Raw genomic sequence first — 20,759 nt, forward strand, 5'->3', positions numbered from 1 at the left:
ATGCATTGTGCAACGTCCAGTCTGTGCAGATGGGGTTTGGGCAACGACAAACAGGTCGTCATTCCAGCGCTGGCCGAAATAAGGTTCTGCCATGACCCTTGAAAGGCAAGAACAGGAACCGGATCCGGGCCTTCGCCCAGGATGACGACAAGAGACGTGTCAAGCCTTGCCTTGACCTGGAATCTTCACAATATTGCAGGGACGCTTCTGGCCTTCCGCATCTCGCCGGCTCAATGCGTAAGAATTCGCCAACCCTGCTCGAGGCAGGCCAGGATGAATCCAGCGAGGAAGAAGATATAGCTGTAGCGCAGATAGCGGTACTTGTGATGCGAAAGATAGGTACCCAGGGAATACAGGTCGACGACCCAGGTCCTGTAGGGCGTGCCGTCGGGCATCAGCACCTTGTTCATTTCGGCCAGGTAGCGCTCGCGCGACAGCTCGGCGAAGTGGCCGAAGAAAAGCAGGTTGAAATGCGGCGGCAATTCATCACCCCTGAGGCGAATCGGTCGGTACTTTGGCAATACCGCAAGAATCGCCAGCAACAGTGCGACCAGGGTGAACCCGGCAAGGATCAGCACCGATACGCGCAGTTCGGGGTCAGTCAGCCGCCCCAGCGAAAGCGTCAGCACGATCGAGGACACCGTGATGATGATATTGGCCTTGGTATCCGCCATCGCCGACAGCTGCACATGGTGCTGCTGGGCCGTGCGCATGACATTGTCGGCCGTGTTGCGCTCGGGGATCTGCGCATAGCTCAAGGGCGGGCGCGGGGCATCGCTCATCGTGGCGTTCCAGGGTCAGGACTGCCCGCTATCTTACTGGCTATGCAGGAATGGGGAGTAGGGAGTGGAAAGTGGGGAGTCCCGCTGATCGGGACCTCCAGTTGCCAACCAGGCCACAAGGCCATCGGCAAGTCGGACATCGCTCTGCTCAGCCCGACTTGCGTCGGCCACTGCCTCGCCGGGGCCTCGCAGGTTAGTGGTGAGCAAAGCGATCCCCCGACGTTGCACCAGCCACAGCTCAAGCTGCTGCTTCAGCCTGCTCAAGCGCAACTGCCGCCGCGTGAATCACGGCAGCAATGCGAGCGGCACTCTGGATCGCAAGAGCCGGCACGTCGTGCTTGCGCAGCGTCTTTTCATGCGACTCCAGGCATGCGCCGCAGCCATTGATTGCCGACACCGCCAGCGAGGCCAGTTCGAAATCGATCTTGTCGCAGCCCGGGTTGGCCATTACGTTCATGCGCAGGCCGGCGCGCAGCTTCGAATATTCGTCGTCGCCGACCAGATGCAGGAATCGGTAGTAGATGTTGTTCATACCCATGATCGCGGCCGCTGCACGGGCGCCATTGGCCTCGGACTCGCTGAGCACATCGGCGAATCGTGCGGTGATGGCCCGGGTCAGCGGGGCGTGCCGCGAAGCGATCGCGCTGGCCATGGCGATGATCGCAATCTGCCTGTTCGCAAGTCCGGCGGCACCGGATTCACTCAGTACCGAGTCGAGGTTGAGGCGGAGGTCCTTGGCGTAATCGGGCAACTGCGCCTTGAGTTCATCGAAATTCACATGCGTCTCCTGAAAAGTCATCCACGGCCGGCAGCACCGGAAGCGTGCCGGCAGGGGATTCGCTGGGAAAAAGGTGGGCGGCGGATTCGGGGAGGGAATCCGCCACCCGGGACGACGTCGTGGGGAGGGGAGGTACGACGCCGGCCTGACAGTCGGGCAATGATTGCTTTAATGCATCACCCTGGAGAACGTCTCCCTGATCTGGGGACGGGATTCCCCAGCTCAAGGGCCGCGGCATTCCGCCGCGAGCCGTTGCTCGTGATGGGTTCAGGCGGCCTTGAGGACCTCGTCACCCTTGTTCCAGTTGCACGGGCAGAGCTCGTCGGTCTGCAGCGCGTCAAGGACACGCAGGACCTCCTGCGGATTGCGACCGACGCTGCCTGCAGTCACGTAGGCGAACTGGATAATGCCATTCGGATCAACCAGATAGGTCGCGCGCTTGGCGACGCCCTCTTCCTCGTCGAGGATACCAAGCGCCGTCGTCAGCCGCTTGGCGGTGTCGGCCAGCATCGGGAACGGCAGGTCCTTGAGATCCTTGTGATCCTTGCGCCAGGCCAGATGAACGAACTCGCTGTCCGTGCTGGCGGCGAGAACCTGAGTGTCGCGATCGGCAAACTGGCTGTTGAGATCGCCGAAGCCCTTGATTTCGGTCGGGCAAACGAAGGTGAAGTCCTTCGGATAGAAGAACAGCAGCAGCCATTTGCCGGCATAGGTGTTGTTGTCGATGGTCGTGAAGGCCTTCTCGACGCTTTCGGTCGAAACCGTCGCCTTGACGCTGAATTCGGGAAACTTGTCACCCACAGTAAGCATATGAAACTCCTTTATTTTAAACGACTTGAGAATGGAGGAGCCGGCGAGCGCCGACCCATGACGAAGCATTCTAGCGTCTCCATTTCAATCTATCCAATTGATTGATACCATTCGATCAATAGCTACAGCCAATGATCGGAGCGGCCCATGAATCTTCGCGACCTGCGCTATCTGGTGGCCCTGTCGGAGCACAAGCATTTTGGCCGCGCCGCTGAAGCGTGTTTCGTCAGTCAGCCCACGCTATCGACCCAGATCATGAAGCTTGAGGATGAACTTGGCGTGACTCTGGTCGAACGCACTCCGCGCAAGGTCCTGCTCACCGAAGTCGGCCAGGAAATCGTGCAGCGCGCACGCGATGTCCTGCACGAAGTCGATCAGATCAAGGCGATCGCGCGGCGAACCCTGGATCCGGAATCCGGAACCGTCCGACTCGGCATTTTCCCGACGCTGGGCCCTTACCTGCTTCCCCATGTCGTTCCGCCGATTCGCAAGCGATTTCCCAATCTCGAATTGCTGCTGGTGGAAGAGAAGACCGAAATCATCCTTCGACAATTGCGCGAAGGGCGACTCGATGCGGGCATCCTCGCCCTGCCTGTCCACGACAATCAGCTGCACATGGAAAAGCTGTTCGACGAGCCGTTCGTGCTTGCCGTGCCCGAGGGCAACCCACTGGCCGCACTCAGGAACATCCGGCTTGACGACCTGGCAGACCAGAACCTGCTGCTGCTGGAGGAAGGGCATTGCCTGCGCGACCAGGCACTCGAGGTCTGCCAGCTCGCGGGCACTGGAGAAAGAAGCGGATTTCGGGCAACCAGCCTGGAAACCCTTCGTCAGATGGTGGCCGCGAATGTCGGCATTACCCTGCTGCCCACGCTTGCAGTAAAACCCCCGGTGCCGCAGGTCGAGCATATGAAGTTGATCGAATTCAAATCTCGCGCGCCATCCCGTCATATCGCCATGGTCTGGCGCAAGAGTTCGGCCATGCATGGCTTCCTTTCCAGCTTTGCCGAACTGTTCCGGCAGTTGCCGGGGCATCTGCTGGATCCGGGCAAATCCACGGCCGAAAAGAAAGCGCGGATTCGATAGCCGGCGTCGATGGTCCGGATTGTTTCGATCAATTTCCACACAGACCCGGCTCGGCGTTACCCTTGAGGGGTCAGCCGCGCCCGCCCGGTCCATTCGTGAATTGCGCACACCTCTGCGCGCATGCACGAGCAGTCCGGGCCAGCGGCTTGCACATCCCCTCCAGCCAAACGCCACGAGGTAGACATCATGAGTAATCTGAAAGGCTCTCGCACCGAAGAAAACCTGAAAGCCGCATTTGCCGGCGAATCCCAGGCCAACCGCCGCTATCTCTATTTCGCGCAGAAGGCCGATGTCGAAGGCCACAACGATGTAGCCGCAGTGTTCCGTTCCACCGCCGAGGGCGAGACGGGTCATGCCCATGGCCATCTGGAATATCTTGAAAGCGTCGGTGATCCGGCAACCGGCCTGCCGTTTGGCGATACCGTGAGCAACCTGAAAACCGCGATTGCCGGCGAGACCCATGAATACACGGACATGTATCCGGGCATGGCCAAGGCCGCGCGCGAAGAGGGCTTCGAGGAAATCGCCGACTGGTTCGAGACGCTGGCCAAGGCCGAGCGTTCGCACGCGAACCGGTTCACCAAGGCGCTCGGCGAAGTCAACGCCTGATCCAGCGGTTTCATGAGCAGCCGGGTCTGCGCGTGGCGGGCCCGGAATGCGCACGATCGAAGATGCCAACCGGGCAGGACCCGGCTGGCATTCGTGCAGCGACCCACAAGGCAGGGAATCCCATGGCTGATGAATCATCCGGCCCCCGCGAAGGCAGCCTCGAGGCGCCAACGCGTCATCCGCTGGACTGGAAAAATCCCGAATTCTACGACCAGGCTGCGCTCGACAAGGAACTCGAACGCGTGTTCGACATCTGTCACGGATGCCGGCGCTGTGTCAGTCTTTGTCACGCATTCCCGACCCTGTTCGACCTGGTCGACGAGTCCTCGACCATGGAAGTGGACGGCGTGGCCAAGTCCGACTACGCCAAGGTTGTCGACCAGTGTTATCTGTGCGACCTCTGCTACCAGACCAAATGCCCGTACGTGCCGCCGCATGAATGGAACGTCGATTTCCCGCACCTGATGCTGCGCGCGAAGGCAGTCAGGTATCGAGACGGCGAGACGACGCTTGCCTCGAAGGTGCTTTCGAGCACGACAGCGGTAGGCAAGCTTGCGTCCATCCCGCTGGTCGTCAATATGGTCAACGCGGCCAACAAGGCCAGGCCCACCCGCGCCCTGCTGGAAAAGGCGCTGGGCGTCGACCGGCAGGCCCGCGTACCCGAATATCACTCCGACACGGCGCGCAAGCGCATGCGTGGTTTCGACGGCGCGGCAAGCGAGATCAGGCCGGCCGGACGCACGCGCGGAAAAGTGGCCCTGTTTGCCACCTGCTATTGCAATGTCTCCTATCCGCAAGCGGTCGAGGATCTTGCCGCCGTGCTGCGCCACAACGGGGTCGCAGTCAAGCTGGTCGAGCGCGAGGTCTGTTGCGGCATGCCGAAGCTCGAACTGGGCGATCTCGAATCGGTCGCGCGCTACAAGGAAAAGAATATTCCGGTGTTGGCCGCTGCGGTCCGCGATGGCTGGGATATCACCGCCGCGATCCCATCCTGCGTGCTGATGTTTCGCCAGGAATTGCCCCTGATGTTTCCGGATGACGAGGACGTGCAACTGGTCAAGGCGCATCTGTTCGACCCGTTCGAATACCTCTGGCAGCGCCACCAGGCCGGCATGCTCAAGCTCGAGTTCCCGAATCAGCTTGGCAAGATCGCCTACCACGCGCCCTGTCATCAGCGCGTGCAGAACATCGGGCCAAAGACGCGCGACGTGCTCAAGCTGGTTCCCGGTGCGGAGATCGAAATGATCGAGCGATGCTCGGGCCATGACGGCACCTACGGCGTCAAGAAGGCGACCTATGCCATATCACGCAAGATTGCCAAGCCCGTGGAGAACCGCGTCAGGCAGGCCGAGCCCGCGCACTTCGCGAGCGATTGCCCGATGGCTGCCTCGCACATCGCTCACGGCACGGGCGACAAGCCCGCCGCGGAAAGTCCGCTGGCGCTGCTGCGCCGGGCCTATGGAATCTGATCATGCAGAAATTGACCCGCAACGACCTGTTCAGTCTCGAGAACTACGCCGTCGAGCGCGCGGCGTTCAAGGCTCGTGTGCTTGCGCACAAACGCAACCGCAAGGTGGCCCTGGGCGCACATGTCAGCCTGCTCTTCGAAGATCGGCTCACCATCCAGTACCAGATCCAGGAAATGCTGCGCATCGAGCGCATTTTCGAGGCAGCCGGAATCCAGGAGGAGCTCGATTCCTACAACCCGCTGATTCCCGACGGCCGAAACCTCAAAGCCACCATGCTTATCGAATACGACGATGTCGAAATGCGAAAGACAGAGCTTGAAAAGCTGCTGCGCATCGAGGATCACATCACCGCCAGCGTGGACGGACACCCGACCATCAGCGCGATCGCCGACGAAGACATGGAACGCAGCAACGATACCAAGACCTCCGCGGTCCATTTCCTGCGTTTCGAATTTACCGAACCGATGATTGCCAGTGCCCGCTCGGGCGCCGCCATGAGCATTGCAAGCACACATCCGCATTGTGCGCTGTCAACGGAGATCACGGGAGATACGCGCGCTGCGCTGCTTGCCGATTTTGATTGACGAAGGCCTGATCAACTTCGCTCAATGACTTGCCAGGTTTTCACGTCGGGGCCTCCCCCCGTCTGGATCCACGAACGAACTGTCCGGGTAAATCAGATTTTCCCGTAGAGCTCAGGCGACCGACGTTGCGCGCGTCTGTCTCGCCGCCAATACGCGATCCAGTGCCTCGCTGACATCCGCCAGCAGATCGCCTTCATCTTCGATGCCCACCGAGATTCGAAGCAGACCATCGGCGATGCCGGCGCGGCGGCGTGCCTCGGGCGCCATTGCGGCATGCGTCATGCCGGCCGGATGACAGACCAGACTCTCCACGCCACCCAGGGATTCCGCCAGGGTGAAGCACTGCAGGCCTTCGACGAACAGCCGGGCTGCGGCTTCGCCTCCCTCAAGCTCGAAACTCAGCATGGCGCCAAATCCGGCTTGCTGGCGCTTCGCCAGCGCATGCCCTGGATGCGAACGCAGTCCCGGATAGTGAACCACGCGCACCGCCGGATGCTGATCAAGGAAGTCGGCCAGCGCGCCCGCATTCGCTTCATGCACGGCGAAACGCGCCTTCAGCGTCCGCAGGCCACGCAAGGTCAGGTAACTGTCGAACGGGGCGCCGGAGATACCGAGGCAATTGCACCACCAGGCCAGCCTTTCACCGACTTCCGGATCGCGCCACAACACCGCTCCACCGACGACGTCCGAATGGCCGTTGATGTATTTCGTCGTCGAATGCACGACGATGTCGGCGCCGAATGCGAAAGGCCGCTGCAGGATCGGCGACAAGAACGTGTTGTCGACTGCGGTCAGCGCACCTGCGGCGTGGGCCGCCTCGACCACGTGACGAATGTCGGTGATTCTCAGCAGCGGATTCGAGGGTGTCTCGATCCAGACCATCCGGGGCTTTTCGGCCAGGGCGGCAGCCAGTGCAAGGGGATCATGAAAGTCGACGAAGGCAACCCGATAGAGGCCCCGACTGGACTGCGCATTGAACAGACGCCAGGTTCCACCGTAGCAGTCATGCGGAGCGATCAACAGGTCACCCGGTTCAAGCTGGGCTGCCACGAGGGTCACCGCAGCCATGCCGGTCGCCGTGATGACGCCTCCGATTCCGCCTTCCAGGTCGGCCAGGGCCGTCGCCAGGGTGTCACGGGTCGGATTGCCGGAGCGCGAATAGTCGTACTGCCGCTTCTCGCCGAACCTGGCGAAACTGAAATTGCTCGACAGCACCAGTGGTGGCATGACCGCACCATGTGCAGGATCACGATCGACGCCGGCGCGAACCGCCTTGGTGGCCAGGTTTGAAGGTCTCATGTCTGCAACTCCGAAGTGAGGCCTGTCCTGATGACATCGGCAATCGCGCCTTCTTCCTTGATGAACGCGTCATGGCCATAGGGCGAGGAGAGGGGCACCAGTGTTGCAGGGCCGCCGATGCGACGAACAAAGTCCCTCGCCAGGGAAACGGGAACCAGCAGGTCCTCGAAAATCGCGACCACGGTCGTGGTCGCGTGTATCGTTTCGGGCTCGCACTGGTGGTGATCCAGTGAGCGCGACAGGCACAGGAAACTGGCCGGGCTGAAGCGATGCACGAAGCGCTCGCCGTGCGCCGCGAGCCAACCCAGTATCCCGCTGGACGGATCGGTTTCGCCGAACCGGCTTTCCAGTTCCGCAGGTGTCCGATACCCGAGTACCGCCAGTTGGCGCGCGCGGGCCAGCGCACCTCGACGATCCTCGGCGGTGCGAGCAGACTCGATGCCCGCGCGCTGCAGGGTACGCAGGGCCAGGGCCCACGGGCTGGCACGATGGGCGGCACCGATCACGACCAGGCGGGCCAGTCGCCGGCCCAGCAGACTGGCCAGGTGTTGGCCGACGCAGCCACCGTACGAGGAGCCGATGACCGCGTCGACCTGGGCCAGGCCGAGATGGTTGAGAAGCAGCAGGATTGCGTTGGCCTGGTCGAGGCTGTCCACCGGCACGAAATCTTCCTCGTTGTGCGGGCCGGACGACGCATCCGAGCCGCCGATCCAGTCAACCGAAACGAGGCGCAGGTAGCGCGGATCCAGCGCCTGCCCCGGCCCGCACTGTGCAGCCCACCAGTCGCTCACATCGCGGCCCGCGGATATGCCACCGAGGACGATCACGGCGGGAGCGTCTTGTGGCCCCCAGGACTGCCAGGCGAGAACCCCACCCTCCAGCCTGAGTCCGCAGGACAGTTTGAAACCGTGCAGGCGCAAGATGCCACGCCGGGGCAAGGGACAATCGCCCTCGCGATGCAGTTCGCTGATCTGGATTGCCGCCATGACACCCTCTGCCGTTGCGTACAGGGAGCGGCAACGCTCCGCAGTACGGAACGCAGCTCATCTCCCGGGAAGTTCCCGCTGGAGTTGGCACCGTCAGCGCTGTCGCTGTGGTTGCCTCGGCATCAAAGGGCCAGTCCCTCCGCCGATCTCGATGAACGACGGGAACTGTATCGATGAACTGATAAGGCGTCAAGACGTTTAGACGTCTATATGAAAATCAATCATATGCAATGACGGAATGAAGCGGCAGTTGGCTGTCCCAGCGACGGCGACCTGCAAGGGCCAGCAACTCGACCACTACGGCGGCACCGATCACGCTGGCCTGTGCCTGCTTGAGCAGCTCTGCTGCTGCCGCAAGCGTTCCGCCGGTTGCGAGCACGTCATCCACGAGAAGCACGCGCTTGCCTGCTTCGATGGCGTCCGCATGCATTTCCAGACGATCGCTGCCGTACTCGAGCGCGTAGTCGATACCGATTTTTTCTGCCGGCAACTTGCCTGGCTTGCGCAGCGGAACAAATCCGCAGCCGAGCGCGGCAGCGGCGGCCGCACCGAAAATGAAGCCACGCGCCTCGATGCCGCAGACCAGGGCGATGCGCTCGTTGCGGAAGGGCCGCACCAGTTCGTCGATGGAGGCGGCAAACGCGCGGGCATTGGCAAGCAGCGGAGTCAGGTCCTTGAACCCGATGCCGGGTTTCGGAAAATCATCGACTTCGCGAACGAATCGACCCAACTTCATCGACATCCTCCATCCGGGGCGCCGGCAGCCGATGCCGCGACTCGGCAGGCAGGCCGGGCGACACACTGCCCGCTCGGGCGACGCGGATCCCGATCAGGCGGTAAAGGCGGAAGGCACTCCGAAGAATCCTTCATCTGCGGGATCCACCTCGGCTTTCAGTGCCGCATCGATTTCCTGAACGATCGGCAATGCACGCTCGATATCGACATTGGCGACCATGACGTTGACCAGGCCTGAAACGGGCAGCTCGCCCATCCCCCCGGTGAGATACTCGCCGCTGACAAAGGCCATGATGCCGATACTGTCCAGCGCGGACTTGACCAGATTCGCGTCGATGATGCTGGCGGCTCGATAGATGATCTGCATGCCGGGTATCCGTCCTGTTGCGCTCATCTTAACCATTGAACGGCAACCGTGACGACATGCCGCCGGGCTGTTCGCTTCCAGGCCCCCGGCCGTCTGCTCGCAGAACGGTTAAAAAGTGACAAAAACGGTGTCGGATTGAACACAAGCCCCAATCTGGGGTTATGATCCGTGCTGGCCTGTCCGCAACACATCCGTGTGCAAGCGGAGCAGCTCAGGGGGCTAACCAACCGGCGCAGACAGGGAAGGTCTGCGAATAAGTGCCGATGGACGTGTCCTTTTGATGCTGCGTGGGGCTTTCCGAATTTGATCAGCAAGACCTTTTCCGAAGACGCCTTCGCCGAGCGCATTCGCGAGTGCATGCTCGAGCTGCTGATCGAACGCGGCCCGGGACGCACGATTTGTGTCAGCGAAGCCGCACAGACTCTTGCGGTCCGGATCGGCTTTCACTGGCACGACCTGATGCGTCCGGTCCGCACGATTGCCGCGGCCCTGACCGATGCGGGCGTCATAGAGGCCATCCAGCACGAGGAAGTCGTCGATATCAGGGCGGCACGCGGTCCGGTCAGGCTCCGCCTGCGTGCGATGCCGGGTCAGCGCAGCGCCCAGCAAGGCTAGGAAACCCGGCCTCACCATCCACCCAGGCTTGCGATTCGCCCGTAAGCACGGTTCAGGGCTTCGCCAACCGGTTAAGGCAACGCTGATCAAGTGGCACAATCGTCACGACACCTGTCTGCGTGCAGTTCGCGGCGCGCTGACGCAGATAGACTGGACGTCCTTCAAGTCAGCGCAACAAGGAGCTGCGCGCAGACAGGTGTCGCCCAACTGGTTGGTTTTCAATGGAAAGGGTGGTGTGCAGAAGGTCCGCCAGTCGCACCGCGCGGCTCGTCAAGGCCACCAGCCTTCACTTCGCCACGCAGCACGACTGGCGAACCTTCTGCACACCATGAAGGTTGTGCCACTCGATCAGCGTTGCCTTAAACTTGCGGATTGACCATTGACCGCCAAGGGCGGCTGCATCCGCATGACTGAATCCACAGCACCGACCAACTTCATCCGCCAGATCGTGCTTGCCGACCGCAATGCCGAAAAGCATGGCGGCAAGGTGCATACCCGGTTTCCGCCCGAGCCGAACGGCTACCTGCACCTCGGCCACGCCAAGAGCATCTGCCTGAATTTCGGCATCGCCCGCGATTTCGATGGCGTCTGCAACCTGCGATTTGATGACACGAATCCGTCGCGCGAGGACGTCGAATTTGTCGAAGCGATTCGGCAGGACGTCCAGTGGCTGGGCTTCGAATGGGCCGAGCAGCGCCACGCTTCGGACTACTTCGAGGTCTTCTACCGCTGCGCCTTGAAGCTGATCGAGGATGGCAAGGCCTACGTCTGCGACCTCAATGCCGATGAAGTGCGCGCCTATCGCGGCACCCTGACCGAGCCCGGCCGCAATTCGCCGTATCGGGATCGGAGCACGGCCGAGAATCTGGATCTGTTCCAGCGCATGCGTGCGGGCGAATTCGCCGATGGAGCGAGAACCCTGCGCGCGAAGATCGACATGGCGTCGGGCAACATCAACATGCGCGACCCGGCGATCTATCGCATCCGCAAGGCCACGCACCAGAACACCGGGGACGTCTGGCCGATCTATCCGATGTACGACTATGCGCACTGTCTGTCTGATGCGATCGAGGGCATCACCCACTCGCTGTGCACGCTGGAGTTCGAGGATCACCGGCCGCTGTACGACTGGTGCCTGGACCAGATCGACCTGCCCTCGCATCCGCAGCTCGCGGAATCGGTCGTCGCGGCCGGATTGAACTACGCGCCAAGCCGACCCCAACAGATCGAGTTCGCCCGCGGTAATCTCGACTTCACGGTCATGAGCAAGCGCAAGCTGCTGGCCCTGGTCCAGGACGGTCTCGTCGATGGCTGGGACGATCCGCGCATGCCGACCCTGACCGGAGCGCGTCGCCGCGGTTTTCCGGCCTCCGCAATCCGCATGTTCTGGGACCGCGCCGGCATCAGCAAGCAGAACTCGACCATCGAATACGGCGTGCTCGAAGGCTGCGTTCGCGAAGTGCTCGATGGCACCGCCGCGCGGCGCATGGGCGTGGTCAATCCGCTCAGACTGACCCTGACCAATCTCGCCGCAGACCACACCGAGACACTGGACTTCCCGAATCATCCGAAGAACGAAGACTTCGGTCGGCGCAGCGTGCAGTTTTCTCCCGAATTGTGGATCGAGCGCGACGATTTCCTCGAGGAACCGGTCAAGGGCTTCCATCGCCTGGTTCCGGGTGGCGAGGTACGCCTGCGCGGGGCCGGCATCATCCGCTGCGATGAAGTCATCAAGGATGGCGCCGGCGAGGTGATCGAGCTGCGTTGCTCACTCGATCCGGATACGCGCCCGGGCTGCAACGGTGCGGATCGCAAGGTGAAGGGCACGATCCACTGGGTGGATGCACGCACGGCCGTCGCTGCCGAAGTGCGCCTGTACGATCGCCTGTTCGATGTCGCCGACCCCGACGATGACACCGATGGCAAGACCTACCGCGACCACCTCAATCCGGAATCGCGCCGCGTCATCCGCGCCTGGCTTGAACATTCCCTGTCCAATGTGGCCCCGGAGTCGGTATTCCAGCTCGAGCGCCTCGGCTATTTCGTTGCCGACCGCCGCGACCACGCCAGCAGTCGCCCGGTCTTCAATCGCGTCGTGACCTTGCGCGACACCTGGGCCAAGGCATCCCGGTGAGCAATCACAATCGCCTCGAACTGGTCCTGCCCGACTGGATCGACGATGAGATCGACTTTTCCCGCCGCTACATCGATGACGCGTCGCGAATGGGGCTGGCGATTGGCCTGGCCAGACGCAACGTCGAGCTCGATAGCGGCGGTCCGTTCGGTGCGGCGATATTCGGCGCGGATGGCGATCTGATTGCCGTCGGGGTCAATCGCGTGGTGCCGCAGAACTGTTCGGTGGCCCATGCGGAGATGATGGCGTTCATGAGCGCTCAAGCGCGCCTGGGCCGCTATCGGCTGAATGAGGATGGCAGCCGCTACCTTCTTGCAACCAGCGCCCAGCCCTGCTCGATGTGTTACGGGGCCAGTTTCTGGGCCGGCATCGACGCGCTCGTGATCGGAGCGCGCGCCGAGGATGTGATGGAGCTCAGCGACTTCGACGAAGGTCCCCTGCCCGCCGACTGGGAGGGCGAGCTCGGCAAGCGCGGCATCGAGGTTCGACGCGATGTGCTTCGCGACCAGGCCCGGGAGGTTTTCGAGCTGTATCGGAACAGGGCCGGCGCAAGCTATTGAAGACGCCGGTCAAAGCAACTTTCGGAGCATCGAAGGCATGACACAGCCAGCCCACGGCATGCTCGCCTACTGTCGCCCGGGATTTGAAGGCGAATGCGCGCAGGAACTGGCAAGCCACGATGCCAGGCTCGCGACCGGGGGATTCGTGCGCAGCCAGCGCGACAGTGGCTTCGTCGAATTCGTGCTGCCGGACGCATCCGCGGCAAACCGGTTCGCCGATTCGGTCCGATGGCAGGACCTGACCTTTGCGCGCCAGTTGCTGCGAGTCCGCGCAAGAGTCGCAGAATTGCCGAGAGAAGATCGCCTCGGCGTGCTGATGCCGGCGATCCGGACCATGGGCCATGGCTACCTCGACGCATGGATCGAGTCACCCGACAGCGATGCCGCGCGCGAGCTGGCCGGTCTCTGCCGATCGCTCGGCAACGCACTGGTTGCGGCGATGAAGCGCGAATCCCTGATCGATCCGAAGTCGACCTGCCGGTTGCATGTCTGCCTGACCGATGCGCAGAACGCCTTCATTGCCGAAGCGGAATCGGACAGGACGTGTCGCTGGCCCGGCGGCATTCCACGCCTGCGTTTTCCGGCGGCCGCGCCGAGCCGATCCACGCTCAAGCTCGAAGAAGCCCTGCTGACCCTGCTTGACGCGGACGAACGCGAGCGCTGGCTCAAGCCCGGCATGACCGCAGTCGACCTGGGCGCGGCACCGGGAGGCTGGACCTGGCAACTGGTGCGCCGTTCGATGAGCGTCACCGCGGTGGACAACGGCCCGATGGACCAGAAGCTCATCGATTCCGGGCTGGTCACGCATCTGCGCGAGGACGGCTTCCGCTATCGCCCGGCCGAGGCCGTTGACTGGATGGTCTGCGACATGGTCGAACAGCCGCGAAAAGTGGCCGCCCGCATGGCCGAATGGCTGGCTGGCGGCTGGTGTCGTCAGACCGTCTTCAATCTGAAATTGCCGATGAAGAAGCGATTTGACGAAGTCCAGCTTTGCCGGAACATGATCGAGGAAGCCGTTGCCACCAACGGCAAGCGCATCGAATGGCGAGCCCGGCAGCTTTATCACGACCGCGAGGAAATTACGGTTTTCGCCAGAACGGCCTGAGTTTCACTTGATCAGTCGGCATCGGCTACCCGATTCTTTCGAAACAATCAATACTCGCTGCGCAATGACAGTGTCAAATTCCACGGCTATCCTTTTTCGTTTGACCAAACCGTGGAGTGTTCATGTTCCAGCCCAGAGGATTTCTGCTCGCAGGCCTGCTGCTTTCATTGGCAAACCCTGCCAGCGCCCAGGTCGTCATCAGCCAGGTGTATGGCGGTGGCGGCAATTCAGGCGCGACCTATACCAATGATTTCGTCGAACTCTTCAATCGAGGCAACAGCGCGCAGAGCCTGGCCAACTGGTCGATCCAGTACAGCAGCGCAACCGGCACCGGCAATTTCGCCTCCAACCTGACGACCTTGTCGGGGACTATTCCCCCAGGCGGCTACTTTCTGGTGGGTCTCAGCAGCGGCGGCGCGGTGGGCAATGCCTTGCCGACACCGGATGCCACCGGGTCGATCAACATGAGCGGCAGTTCGGGCAAGGTCATCCTCGCCAATGTCGCGACTGGCATCGCGTGCAATGGCGGGTCCACGGCGTGTAGCGCCGGACAACTCGCCCAGATTGTCGATCTGGTTGGATTTGGCACGGCCAACTTCTATGAAGGCTCGGCTGCAGCCCCCACTCTGAACAATACGTTGGCCGCCTTTCGCGCTGGCGCAGGTTGCACGGATACCAACCAGAACAGCGCGGACTTCAGCGCGGCCACACCCGCCCCGCGCAACGCGGCAACCACGGCCGCCCCATGCGGCGGCCAAGGCATCCCGGCCATCAGTGTCGCGAACCTGTCCCTGGACGAAGGCGATATCGGCCTGACTCCATTCGTTTTCACCGTCCAGTTGAGCGAAGCTGCACCGAGCGGCGGTATCACCTTCGACTTCGCTAGCGCCGACGATACCGCTATCGCCGGCGTGGACTATCAGACCGCAAGCGGCAGCGAAACGATCGTGGAAGGCGAGGAGTCTGTGCAGATCACGGTCAACGTGATCGCGAATTCGACAAGCGAGCCGAACCGCGCGTTCACCCTTGCGCTGAGCAATGTCAACGGCGCGATTCCGGCCAGCCTGAGCGCAACCGGCACCATCCAGGACGACGACATCGGTACTTTTGCCATCCACGGCATCCAGGGGTTCACGGACACTTCGCCCGTGGCCGGCCAGCGCGTCGCGAGCAACGGCAACATCGTCACCGCAGTCGCCGCACAGGGCTTCTTCATGCAAAGCAGGGACGCCAGCGCCGATGCGGATCCGATGACGTCTGAAGGCATCTACGTCTTCACCGGATCAGCCCCCACCGTGCAGGTCGGCGACGAGGTCGACCTGGTCGGCGACGTGTCCGAATTCTTCGGCACCACCGAGCTGAGCAATATCAGCGATCTGGTCATCGTGTCGACCCTGAATGATCTGCCCACGCCCATTCAGTTCGACGCGAGCACGCCTTCGCCGGACCCGATCGCGTTGAGTTGTGGCTCGAGCAACTTCGAGTGTTTCGAAGGCATGCGCGTGCAGATCGACAATGGCATCGTGGCGCGCGCCAATCCGTATTTCAGCAGCGACAACTACGCCCAGATCTTCGTATCCGCCTCCGATACGCGTTCGTTGCGATCGCCGGGCCTGCTCTATCCGCTGGTTCCCGGCGTGGACAATCCGGACGCGGAAATGTTCAGCGGCAATCCGCACATCTTCGAGCTCGACGCCGATGCGCTCGGCGCAGTGCCGCCGAACACGGCGATCACGGGCGGCAGCCGATTCAGCGCAACGGGTGTCGTGGCCTACAACTTCGGTGACTATGAAGTCTGGCCCACCGCATTCACGGTCACCGAAGCCAACACCATTCCCCGACCGGTCAGGGCAGGCCAGCTCGGCGAGGAGCTGCGCATCGGCAGCTTCAACATGTATCGGCTGTGCGACACCCTGGCCAACACCACCTTCACCTGCGGCAACGGCGGCGAGCCGGACGAAGCGGCCCTCGCCCTCAAGGTGTCGCGCCTTTCCGACTATGTCGGCAATGTTCTTGAATTGCCGGATGTGCTCGGCGTCGTCGAAGTCGAGAATCTCGCCGTGTTGCAGATGCTGGCCGATCGCATCGCTCTCGATACGGGCGTGACCTATGCGCCGTTCCTCGAGGAAGGCAACGACGGCGGTGGCATTGATGTCGGCTACCTCGTGCGCAATGACCGCGTCGGCAATGCCGTCGTTACCCAGTTCGACAAGAACGAGATGTGGCTGGATCCGCGTGACGGACTAATGCATGAGCTGCACGATCGCCCGGCCCTCAAGCTCGAGGCGACGTTCTCGGGCCAGGCCTTCGCCACCATCATCGTGCATCCGAAATCGCGCAGCTGCGTGGATGCGCCATCGGGCGCCAACTGCACCCAAGCCGACGTCGACCGCAATCGACTCAAGCGCTTCACCCAGGCCAGCTCGATGGCGGCACGCGTGCAGCAGGAACAGGTCGCCCAGCCAGACCGCCCGCTGCTGGTCATTGGCGACTTCAACGACTATCAATTCAGCGATGGCTTCGTGAACATGACCGGCCTGCTCCAGGGCACCTATGACAATGCCGCCAACGTGATCGACCTGGCCGGCCCGAACATCGTCGATCCGCCACTCTGGAATGCGGTGACCTCGCTGCCGGCCAACGAGCAATACTCGTTCCTGTTCACCGAGCAGTTCGGCGAAATTTTCGGCTACACCCAGGCGAGTTCGTTCGATCGCGGCCGCGATGTGCCCATCATGCAGGTGCTCGATCACGCCCTGCTCAACGGGCCGGCCAGAGCCTGGTTCGCGGGCTTCGAATACGGTCGTGCCGACCTCGATGCCGCCGACCAGGACGAGCGCAACAGCACGACCGCGATCGGAGTATCGGATCACGATGGCTTTGTCGTGCGTCTGGCGACCGACCGGATTTTCGCCGACAGTTTTGGCGGCGACTAGCCGAGCGTTGCTTCAACAAGCAAAGCCCCTCTCCCCCCGCGGGAGAGGGGCAGGCGTGACCCTCCCCCGGTTCGGGAAGGAAAAGGATTTGCCGTCAGTCCGCCGGCTTGCCGTAGAGCAGCTTGCGCGGAGCACCGGTAATTGCCGCGGCCATGCGCGCCGCGCGTGCAGGCGCCATCTCTTCACTGAGCAAGGCGAACACGCGCCGACCTTCAACCAGGGTCGCGTCAGCCTGTTCCCCGCTGGCACCCGCCAACATGACGACAAATTCGCCGCGCTGCTGGTTGGAGTCGGCTTCGATCTGCTCGATGACCTCGGGCAGCGATCCCGACAGTACCGTTTCAAAAACCTTGGTCAGCTCCCTCGCTACCACTACCTGGCGCTCGTCACCGAGGATCGACTGTGCGTCCTTGAGCATCTCGACAATGCGATGGCTTGATTCATGGAAGATCAGGGTCCGTGTTTCGGCCACGAGCTGCTGCAAGCGCTCGCGCCGCGCCGAGGCCTTGGCCACCAGAAAGCCCTCGAAAACAAATCGGTCGCTCGGGAGTCCGGCCACCGAGAGCGCGGCAATGGCCGCACAGGGCCCGGGTACCGGCGATACCGGCACGCGGGCTTCGCGGGCGGCACGCACGAGGCGAAAGCCCGGGTCACTGATCAACGGCGTCCCTGCATCCGAGACCAGCGCCACCTCGGCGCCTCCCTGCACGGCCTCGATGATCCGATAAACCTGCTCACGCTCATTGTGTTCGTGCAACGCGATGGTTGGGGCGCGGCTGCCGATGCGCGCCAGAAGCGCGCCGGTGTGGCGGGTATCTTCTGCCGCGATCAGGCTCACCCTGCACAGGATGCTTTCGGCGCGCCCGGACAGATCATCGAGGTTGCCGATCGGTGTCGCGACGACCCAAAGCTTTCCCTGCACCGTATTCATGATTTTTCCTGCACGGGACCGATCCTTCAGGATAGCGGGTCGGCAGGGAAACTGCGCCTGAACGGTGCTTCCTGCAGTCGCCCGGACCACGGTTTCAGCCCGACAATCGTCCCATCCGGGCTATCATCCGGCTTTCACTTTTCGACCACACCGGCCCATGAGTGCATTGAATCGACTGCAACCGCGAATCTGGATGGTGATATTCCTGCTGGCTGCAGGCATTTCTGCCTGTTCGACGACGACCACCCAGGTACGCCCCGAGGTCGCGGATTCCGAACGCGCCGAACAACTTGTTCGCGAAGGAAGTTTGCAGGCTGCGGCGCAGGAATACCTGAATCTGGCGGACGACAGTCGCGGTTCCACCAGCGCCTACTACCAGCTGCGCGCCGGCGAAATCCTGCGCGAAGACGGTGACTACGCGGGCGCTGCCCAAGCCATTGAGGGCATCAAGCGCAAGCGCCTGGGCGGCGATGCGCCGCTGCGCCTGGACTTGCTGGAGGCCGAAATCGCGTTGCAGCGGGGCGATGTGCAGCGTGCATCGGCGTTGATGGTGGTCGATGAATCCGCGGTGCCGCCCAACCTGCGCGTTCGCGTGCTCGAGCTGCGTGCACGCATCGCCGAGGCCAGCGGAGACCCGTTCGCCTCCGCACGCATACGCGCATCGCTGGAAAGCGATCTGGTCGGCCCGGACCGGGACATCAATCGCGAACAGATCATCGAAACCCTGGCCAGCCTGGACAGCGCAACCTTGAAGGGTCGGGCGGCTTCGCTGCGCCCGGGGGATGCCCTGCTTCCGTGGATCGAACAAACGCTCAAATTGCGAGGCCAGGTGCTGCCCAGGGAAATCCCGCGTCCGCAGCGTCCCGTGGGCACCCTGATCCCGGATTCGGACAACGGCCTGCAGCGGGAAGGGTTCAACGCCGTGCTGCAGGTTGCCGTGATCCTGCCGCTGAGTGGTCAGGTCGCCGGTGTCGCCCAGTCCATACTTGACGGCTTCTTCGCCGCCTATTTTTCCGACGACAGTGCCGAGCGTCCGGTCGTGCGCACCTACGATGCCGGCGGCACGCCGCAGGAGGCGCTGGCGGCCTATCAGACTGCAGTCGCGGACGGTGCCGGGTTCGTGGTCGGACCGCTGCTGCGCGAAGCGGTAGGCGAGCTTTTCCGTCAGTCCCTTCCGGTACGCGTGCTGGCCCTCAACCATCCCGACACCGGCGAGGTACCGCCCAGGGGCAGTGCCGAATTCGGGCTGCTGCCCGACGCCGAAGGTGCGCAGGCCGCGGCGCGCATGATCAGCCTCGGCATCGACCGGGCTGCCGTGATCGTTGTCCAGACCGACTGGGCCGAACGCGCCGCGCTCGCGTTTCGCGCGCAGTACGAGTCGCTCGGCGGTCAGGTCGTCGGCGAGTCGCGTATCAGCGAATCCGAATTCAATTACCGGGGCCCGATCAAGGACGCTGCCGGATCGCTGGGCGATGTCGCCAATCCGGAGGAATCCGGACGGATGCCACAGCCGGGTGCCGGCATCTTCATCAGCATGCGCCCGCAACAGGCTCGCCTGCTGATGCCGCAGCTCAAGCTGGCCGGCATCAATGCACCGGTCTATGCCACCTCGCATGTGAACTCGGGCGAGACCAGCCCGAGTCTGAATCGTGATCTGGACGGTATCGAATTCTGTGATGCGACATGGCTGTTTTCACCAGTACCCGGTCGACCGGATCGCAACGAGATGGCGCACTATCTGAGCAGCGCGAATGGCCTGGGCGGGCGACTCTTTGCCTTCGGCATGGATGCCTATGCCTTGCTGCCCTACATGAACTGGCTGCTGGCCAATCCGGATACCTACCTGGACGGGGCCAGCGGGCAACTCGCTGCCGACAGCTTCGGGCGCATCCACAGGGTCCTGACCTGGGCGCAGTTCTCCGATGGCATGGCGCGGCCGGTTCAGGGCGCATTGAGCCCATTGCCCTTCCAATAGCAAGGGCATCGATGCGCAGTACCGGAAATCATTTCGAGGACCTCGCCCTGGCCCACGCACAGCGCAACGGATTGCGCCTGATTACACGCAATTTCAATTGCCGCTATGGTGAGCTTGATCTGGTCATGCGGGAGGCCGACACCATAGTCTTCCTCGAAGTACGCTATCGCCGCTCGCAAAGCCATGGCGGAGCCTTGGATTCGGTCAGTGCTTCCAAGCGGGAACGTTTGACCAGAACCGCGAGTCTGTTCCTGCAGGCCCATCCGGACCTGGCACGGCATGCCTGCCGGTTCGATGTCATGGCAATCAGCGGCACGCAGGATTCACCCAGCATTGACTGGCAACGCAACGCATTCGAAACCGCCTGAGGATGTCCCCGAAATGAGATTCAGTCTTCGCCTTGTCGCCATGCCCGCACTCCTGCTCGCCCCTCTGCTCGGCGGCTGTGTCGCCGTGGTCGCTGCGGGGGCGGTCACCACGGCCTCGTCAGTCAACGATCGACGCGGTTTCAGCACCGTCATGAGCGACAAGAACATCCAGCTCAGCGCTTACGACCTGCTCAATGCAGACAAGGAGCTGGTGCTGAAGAATCGCGTCATGATCTCCGTCTACGACGGCATGATGTTGCTGACCGGCGAAGTGCGCACCGAGGAACTCAAGCAGCGCGCAGAATCCCTGGTCACCGGCTTCGAAGGTATCGATCGACTGGTCAACGACATCGCTGTGATGGAGCCCGAGGGATTCTGGTCGAATCGCAACGACAACAAGATTACCGGACGCGTGAAGCTGGCCATGGCCGATGCCACCAGCTTGCCGGGCTTCGACGTCACCAAGATCAAGATCAGCACGGCGCATCGGGTGGTCTATCTGATGGGCATACTGACGCCGGAAGAAGAGGAAGTCGTTGTAGAGATCGCGCGAAACGTCCCCGATGTCGAACGCGTGGTGAAGATTTTCAAGTACACGGAAGCGCCGAAAAGCTAGCCAACCCCCACACG

The 20,759-nt window shown here is 62.4% G+C and carries 20 protein-coding genes and 1 riboswitch; of the genes, 12 read left to right on the forward strand and 8 right to left on the reverse strand.

What is annotated here, in order from left to right; genetic code table 11:
• Window positions 1-230 precede the first annotated feature (230 nt).
• The 3 genes from R3F00_RS02990 to R3F00_RS03000 form a co-directional block, all read right to left on the reverse strand.
• A complete protein-coding gene (locus R3F00_RS02990) occupies window positions 231-782 on the reverse strand; it encodes a Pycsar system effector family protein (RefSeq protein WP_371280218.1) in 552 nt (183 codons plus the stop codon).
• Between the two features lie 238 nt (window positions 783-1,020).
• Window positions 1,021-1,560, reverse strand: a complete 540-nt coding sequence (locus R3F00_RS02995) for a carboxymuconolactone decarboxylase family protein (protein WP_371280219.1) — start codon at window positions 1,558-1,560, stop codon at window positions 1,021-1,023.
• 267 nt (window positions 1,561-1,827) lie between these two features.
• Complete coding sequence (locus R3F00_RS03000; protein WP_371280220.1) at window positions 1,828-2,370, reverse strand: peroxiredoxin; 543 nt, start codon at window positions 2,368-2,370, stop codon at window positions 1,828-1,830.
• Window positions 2,371-2,517: 147 nt separating this feature from the next.
• Between R3F00_RS03000 and oxyR the strand changes: the two genes are divergently transcribed.
• From oxyR to R3F00_RS03020, 4 genes are all read left to right on the forward strand, one after another.
• Complete coding sequence (gene oxyR, locus R3F00_RS03005) at window positions 2,518-3,456, forward strand: DNA-binding transcriptional regulator OxyR (RefSeq protein ID WP_371280221.1); 939 nt, start codon at window positions 2,518-2,520, stop codon at window positions 3,454-3,456.
• Between the two features lie 186 nt (window positions 3,457-3,642).
• Window positions 3,643-4,065 (forward strand): rubrerythrin family protein, encoded by a 423-nt coding sequence (locus tag R3F00_RS03010; protein ID WP_371280222.1) that lies wholly within the window; start codon window positions 3,643-3,645, stop codon window positions 4,063-4,065.
• A gap of 122 nt (window positions 4,066-4,187) precedes the next feature.
• Window positions 4,188-5,534, forward strand: a complete 1,347-nt coding sequence (locus tag R3F00_RS03015) for a heterodisulfide reductase-related iron-sulfur binding cluster (protein WP_371280223.1) — start codon at window positions 4,188-4,190, stop codon at window positions 5,532-5,534.
• Window positions 5,535-5,536: 2 nt separating this feature from the next.
• Window positions 5,537-6,118: a DUF3501 family protein gene (locus R3F00_RS03020; RefSeq protein ID WP_371280224.1), complete on the forward strand. Its 582-nt coding sequence runs from the start codon at window positions 5,537-5,539 to the stop codon at window positions 6,116-6,118.
• Between the two features lie 111 nt (window positions 6,119-6,229).
• Here the strand turns inward: R3F00_RS03020 and metB are convergent, their stop codons facing one another.
• From metB to R3F00_RS03040, 4 genes are all read right to left on the reverse strand, one after another.
• Window positions 6,230-7,417: a cystathionine gamma-synthase gene (gene metB / locus R3F00_RS03025; protein ID WP_371280225.1), complete on the reverse strand. Its 1,188-nt coding sequence runs from the start codon at window positions 7,415-7,417 to the stop codon at window positions 6,230-6,232.
• On the reverse strand, window positions 7,414-8,403 hold the full coding sequence (locus R3F00_RS03030) for an alpha/beta fold hydrolase (RefSeq protein ID WP_371280226.1): 990 nt from the start codon (window positions 8,401-8,403) through the stop codon (window positions 7,414-7,416). Before R3F00_RS03030 ends, metB begins: the two co-directional genes overlap by 4 nt.
• Before the next feature lie 54 nt (window positions 8,404-8,457).
• A riboswitch (SAM riboswitch) is annotated at window positions 8,458-8,561 on the reverse strand.
• Window positions 8,562-8,620: 59 nt separating this feature from the next.
• A complete protein-coding gene (locus R3F00_RS03035) occupies window positions 8,621-9,139 on the reverse strand; it encodes an adenine phosphoribosyltransferase (protein WP_371280227.1) in 519 nt (172 codons plus the stop codon).
• Window positions 9,140-9,232: 93 nt separating this feature from the next.
• The gene (locus tag R3F00_RS03040; RefSeq protein WP_371280229.1) at window positions 9,233-9,505 is read right to left on the reverse strand and encodes a DUF2007 domain-containing protein; all 273 of its coding nucleotides are present in this window, start codon (window positions 9,503-9,505) and stop codon (window positions 9,233-9,235) included.
• A gap of 303 nt (window positions 9,506-9,808) precedes the next feature.
• Here R3F00_RS03040 and R3F00_RS03045 point away from each other — a divergent pair, with 303 nt between their 5' ends.
• The 5 genes from R3F00_RS03045 (at window position 9,809) to R3F00_RS03065 (ending at window position 16,855) form a co-directional block, all read left to right on the forward strand.
• A complete protein-coding gene (locus tag R3F00_RS03045; RefSeq protein ID WP_371280230.1) occupies window positions 9,809-10,120 on the forward strand; it encodes a DUF3253 domain-containing protein in 312 nt (103 codons plus the stop codon).
• Window positions 10,121-10,526: 406 nt separating this feature from the next.
• Window positions 10,527-12,254, forward strand: coding sequence for a glutamine--tRNA ligase/YqeY domain fusion protein (locus R3F00_RS03050; protein ID WP_371280232.1), 1,728 nt, complete (start codon window positions 10,527-10,529; stop codon window positions 12,252-12,254).
• Window positions 12,251-12,814, forward strand: a complete 564-nt coding sequence (locus tag R3F00_RS03055) for a nucleoside deaminase (RefSeq protein ID WP_371280233.1) — start codon at window positions 12,251-12,253, stop codon at window positions 12,812-12,814. Before R3F00_RS03050 ends, R3F00_RS03055 begins: the two co-directional genes overlap by 4 nt.
• A 37-nt stretch (window positions 12,815-12,851) precedes the next feature.
• Window positions 12,852-13,919 carry a 23S rRNA (cytidine(2498)-2'-O)-methyltransferase RlmM gene (rlmM, locus tag R3F00_RS03060; RefSeq protein WP_371280234.1) on the forward strand — a complete coding sequence of 356 codons (1,068 nt, stop codon included), beginning with the start codon at window positions 12,852-12,854 and terminating at the stop codon, window positions 13,917-13,919.
• Between the two features lie 122 nt (window positions 13,920-14,041).
• On the forward strand, window positions 14,042-16,855 hold the full coding sequence (locus R3F00_RS03065) for a lamin tail domain-containing protein (RefSeq protein ID WP_371280235.1): 2,814 nt from the start codon (window positions 14,042-14,044) through the stop codon (window positions 16,853-16,855).
• A gap of 94 nt (window positions 16,856-16,949) precedes the next feature.
• On the opposite strand, the gene rsmI is transcribed toward R3F00_RS03065, so the two are convergent.
• A complete protein-coding gene (gene rsmI / locus R3F00_RS03070; protein ID WP_371280236.1) occupies window positions 16,950-17,786 on the reverse strand; it encodes a 16S rRNA (cytidine(1402)-2'-O)-methyltransferase in 837 nt (278 codons plus the stop codon).
• Window positions 17,787-17,943: 157 nt separating this feature from the next.
• On the opposite strand from rsmI, the gene R3F00_RS03075 reads away from it, so the two are divergent.
• From R3F00_RS03075 to R3F00_RS03085, 3 genes are read left to right on the forward strand one after another with little or no spacing between them, the layout of a single operon-like run.
• Window positions 17,944-19,761, forward strand: coding sequence for a penicillin-binding protein activator (locus R3F00_RS03075; RefSeq protein WP_371280237.1), 1,818 nt, complete (start codon window positions 17,944-17,946; stop codon window positions 19,759-19,761).
• A gap of 11 nt (window positions 19,762-19,772) precedes the next feature.
• On the forward strand, window positions 19,773-20,129 hold the full coding sequence (locus tag R3F00_RS03080; protein WP_371280238.1) for a YraN family protein: 357 nt from the start codon (window positions 19,773-19,775) through the stop codon (window positions 20,127-20,129).
• A 13-nt stretch (window positions 20,130-20,142) separates the two neighbouring features.
• Window positions 20,143-20,745: a BON domain-containing protein gene (locus tag R3F00_RS03085; protein WP_371280239.1), complete on the forward strand. Its 603-nt coding sequence runs from the start codon at window positions 20,143-20,145 to the stop codon at window positions 20,743-20,745.
• Window positions 20,746-20,759 lie beyond the last annotated feature (14 nt).

The sequence above is a fragment of the Dokdonella sp. genome, assembly GCF_041395345.1.
In the GTDB taxonomy this organism is placed as follows: Bacteria; Pseudomonadota; Gammaproteobacteria; order Xanthomonadales; family Rhodanobacteraceae; genus Dokdonella.

Bases quoted from the DNA above. Each gene is read 5' to 3' on its own strand.
- R3F00_RS02990 (WP_371280218.1), bottom strand. From the start codon at position 782: ATGAGCGATGCCCCGCGCCCGCCCTTGAGCTATGCGCAGATCCCCGAG.
- R3F00_RS03000 (WP_371280220.1), bottom strand. From the start codon at position 2,370: ATGCTTACTGTGGGTGACAAGTTTCCCGAATTCAGCGTCAAGGCGACG.
- oxyR (WP_371280221.1), top strand. From the start codon at position 2,518: ATGAATCTTCGCGACCTGCGCTATCTGGTGGCCCTGTCGGAGCACAAG.
- R3F00_RS03010 (WP_371280222.1), top strand. From the start codon at position 3,643: ATGAGTAATCTGAAAGGCTCTCGCACCGAAGAAAACCTGAAAGCCGCA.
- R3F00_RS03015 (WP_371280223.1), top strand. From the start codon at position 4,188: ATGGCTGATGAATCATCCGGCCCCCGCGAAGGCAGCCTCGAGGCGCCA.
- R3F00_RS03020 (WP_371280224.1), top strand. From the start codon at position 5,537: ATGCAGAAATTGACCCGCAACGACCTGTTCAGTCTCGAGAACTACGCC.
- metB (WP_371280225.1), bottom strand. From the start codon at position 7,417: ATGAGACCTTCAAACCTGGCCACCAAGGCGGTTCGCGCCGGCGTCGAT.
- R3F00_RS03030 (WP_371280226.1), bottom strand. From the start codon at position 8,403: ATGGCGGCAATCCAGATCAGCGAACTGCATCGCGAGGGCGATTGTCCC.
- R3F00_RS03035 (WP_371280227.1), bottom strand. From the start codon at position 9,139: ATGAAGTTGGGTCGATTCGTTCGCGAAGTCGATGATTTTCCGAAACCC.
- R3F00_RS03040 (WP_371280229.1), bottom strand. From the start codon at position 9,505: ATGCAGATCATCTATCGAGCCGCCAGCATCATCGACGCGAATCTGGTC.
- R3F00_RS03050 (WP_371280232.1), top strand. From the start codon at position 10,527: ATGACTGAATCCACAGCACCGACCAACTTCATCCGCCAGATCGTGCTT.
- rlmM (WP_371280234.1), top strand. From the start codon at position 12,852: ATGACACAGCCAGCCCACGGCATGCTCGCCTACTGTCGCCCGGGATTT.
- R3F00_RS03065 (WP_371280235.1), top strand. From the start codon at position 14,042: ATGTTCCAGCCCAGAGGATTTCTGCTCGCAGGCCTGCTGCTTTCATTG.
- rsmI (WP_371280236.1), bottom strand. From the start codon at position 17,786: ATGAATACGGTGCAGGGAAAGCTTTGGGTCGTCGCGACACCGATCGGC.
- R3F00_RS03075 (WP_371280237.1), top strand. From the start codon at position 17,944: ATGAGTGCATTGAATCGACTGCAACCGCGAATCTGGATGGTGATATTC.
- R3F00_RS03080 (WP_371280238.1), top strand. From the start codon at position 19,773: ATGCGCAGTACCGGAAATCATTTCGAGGACCTCGCCCTGGCCCACGCA.
- R3F00_RS03085 (WP_371280239.1), top strand. From the start codon at position 20,143: ATGAGATTCAGTCTTCGCCTTGTCGCCATGCCCGCACTCCTGCTCGCC.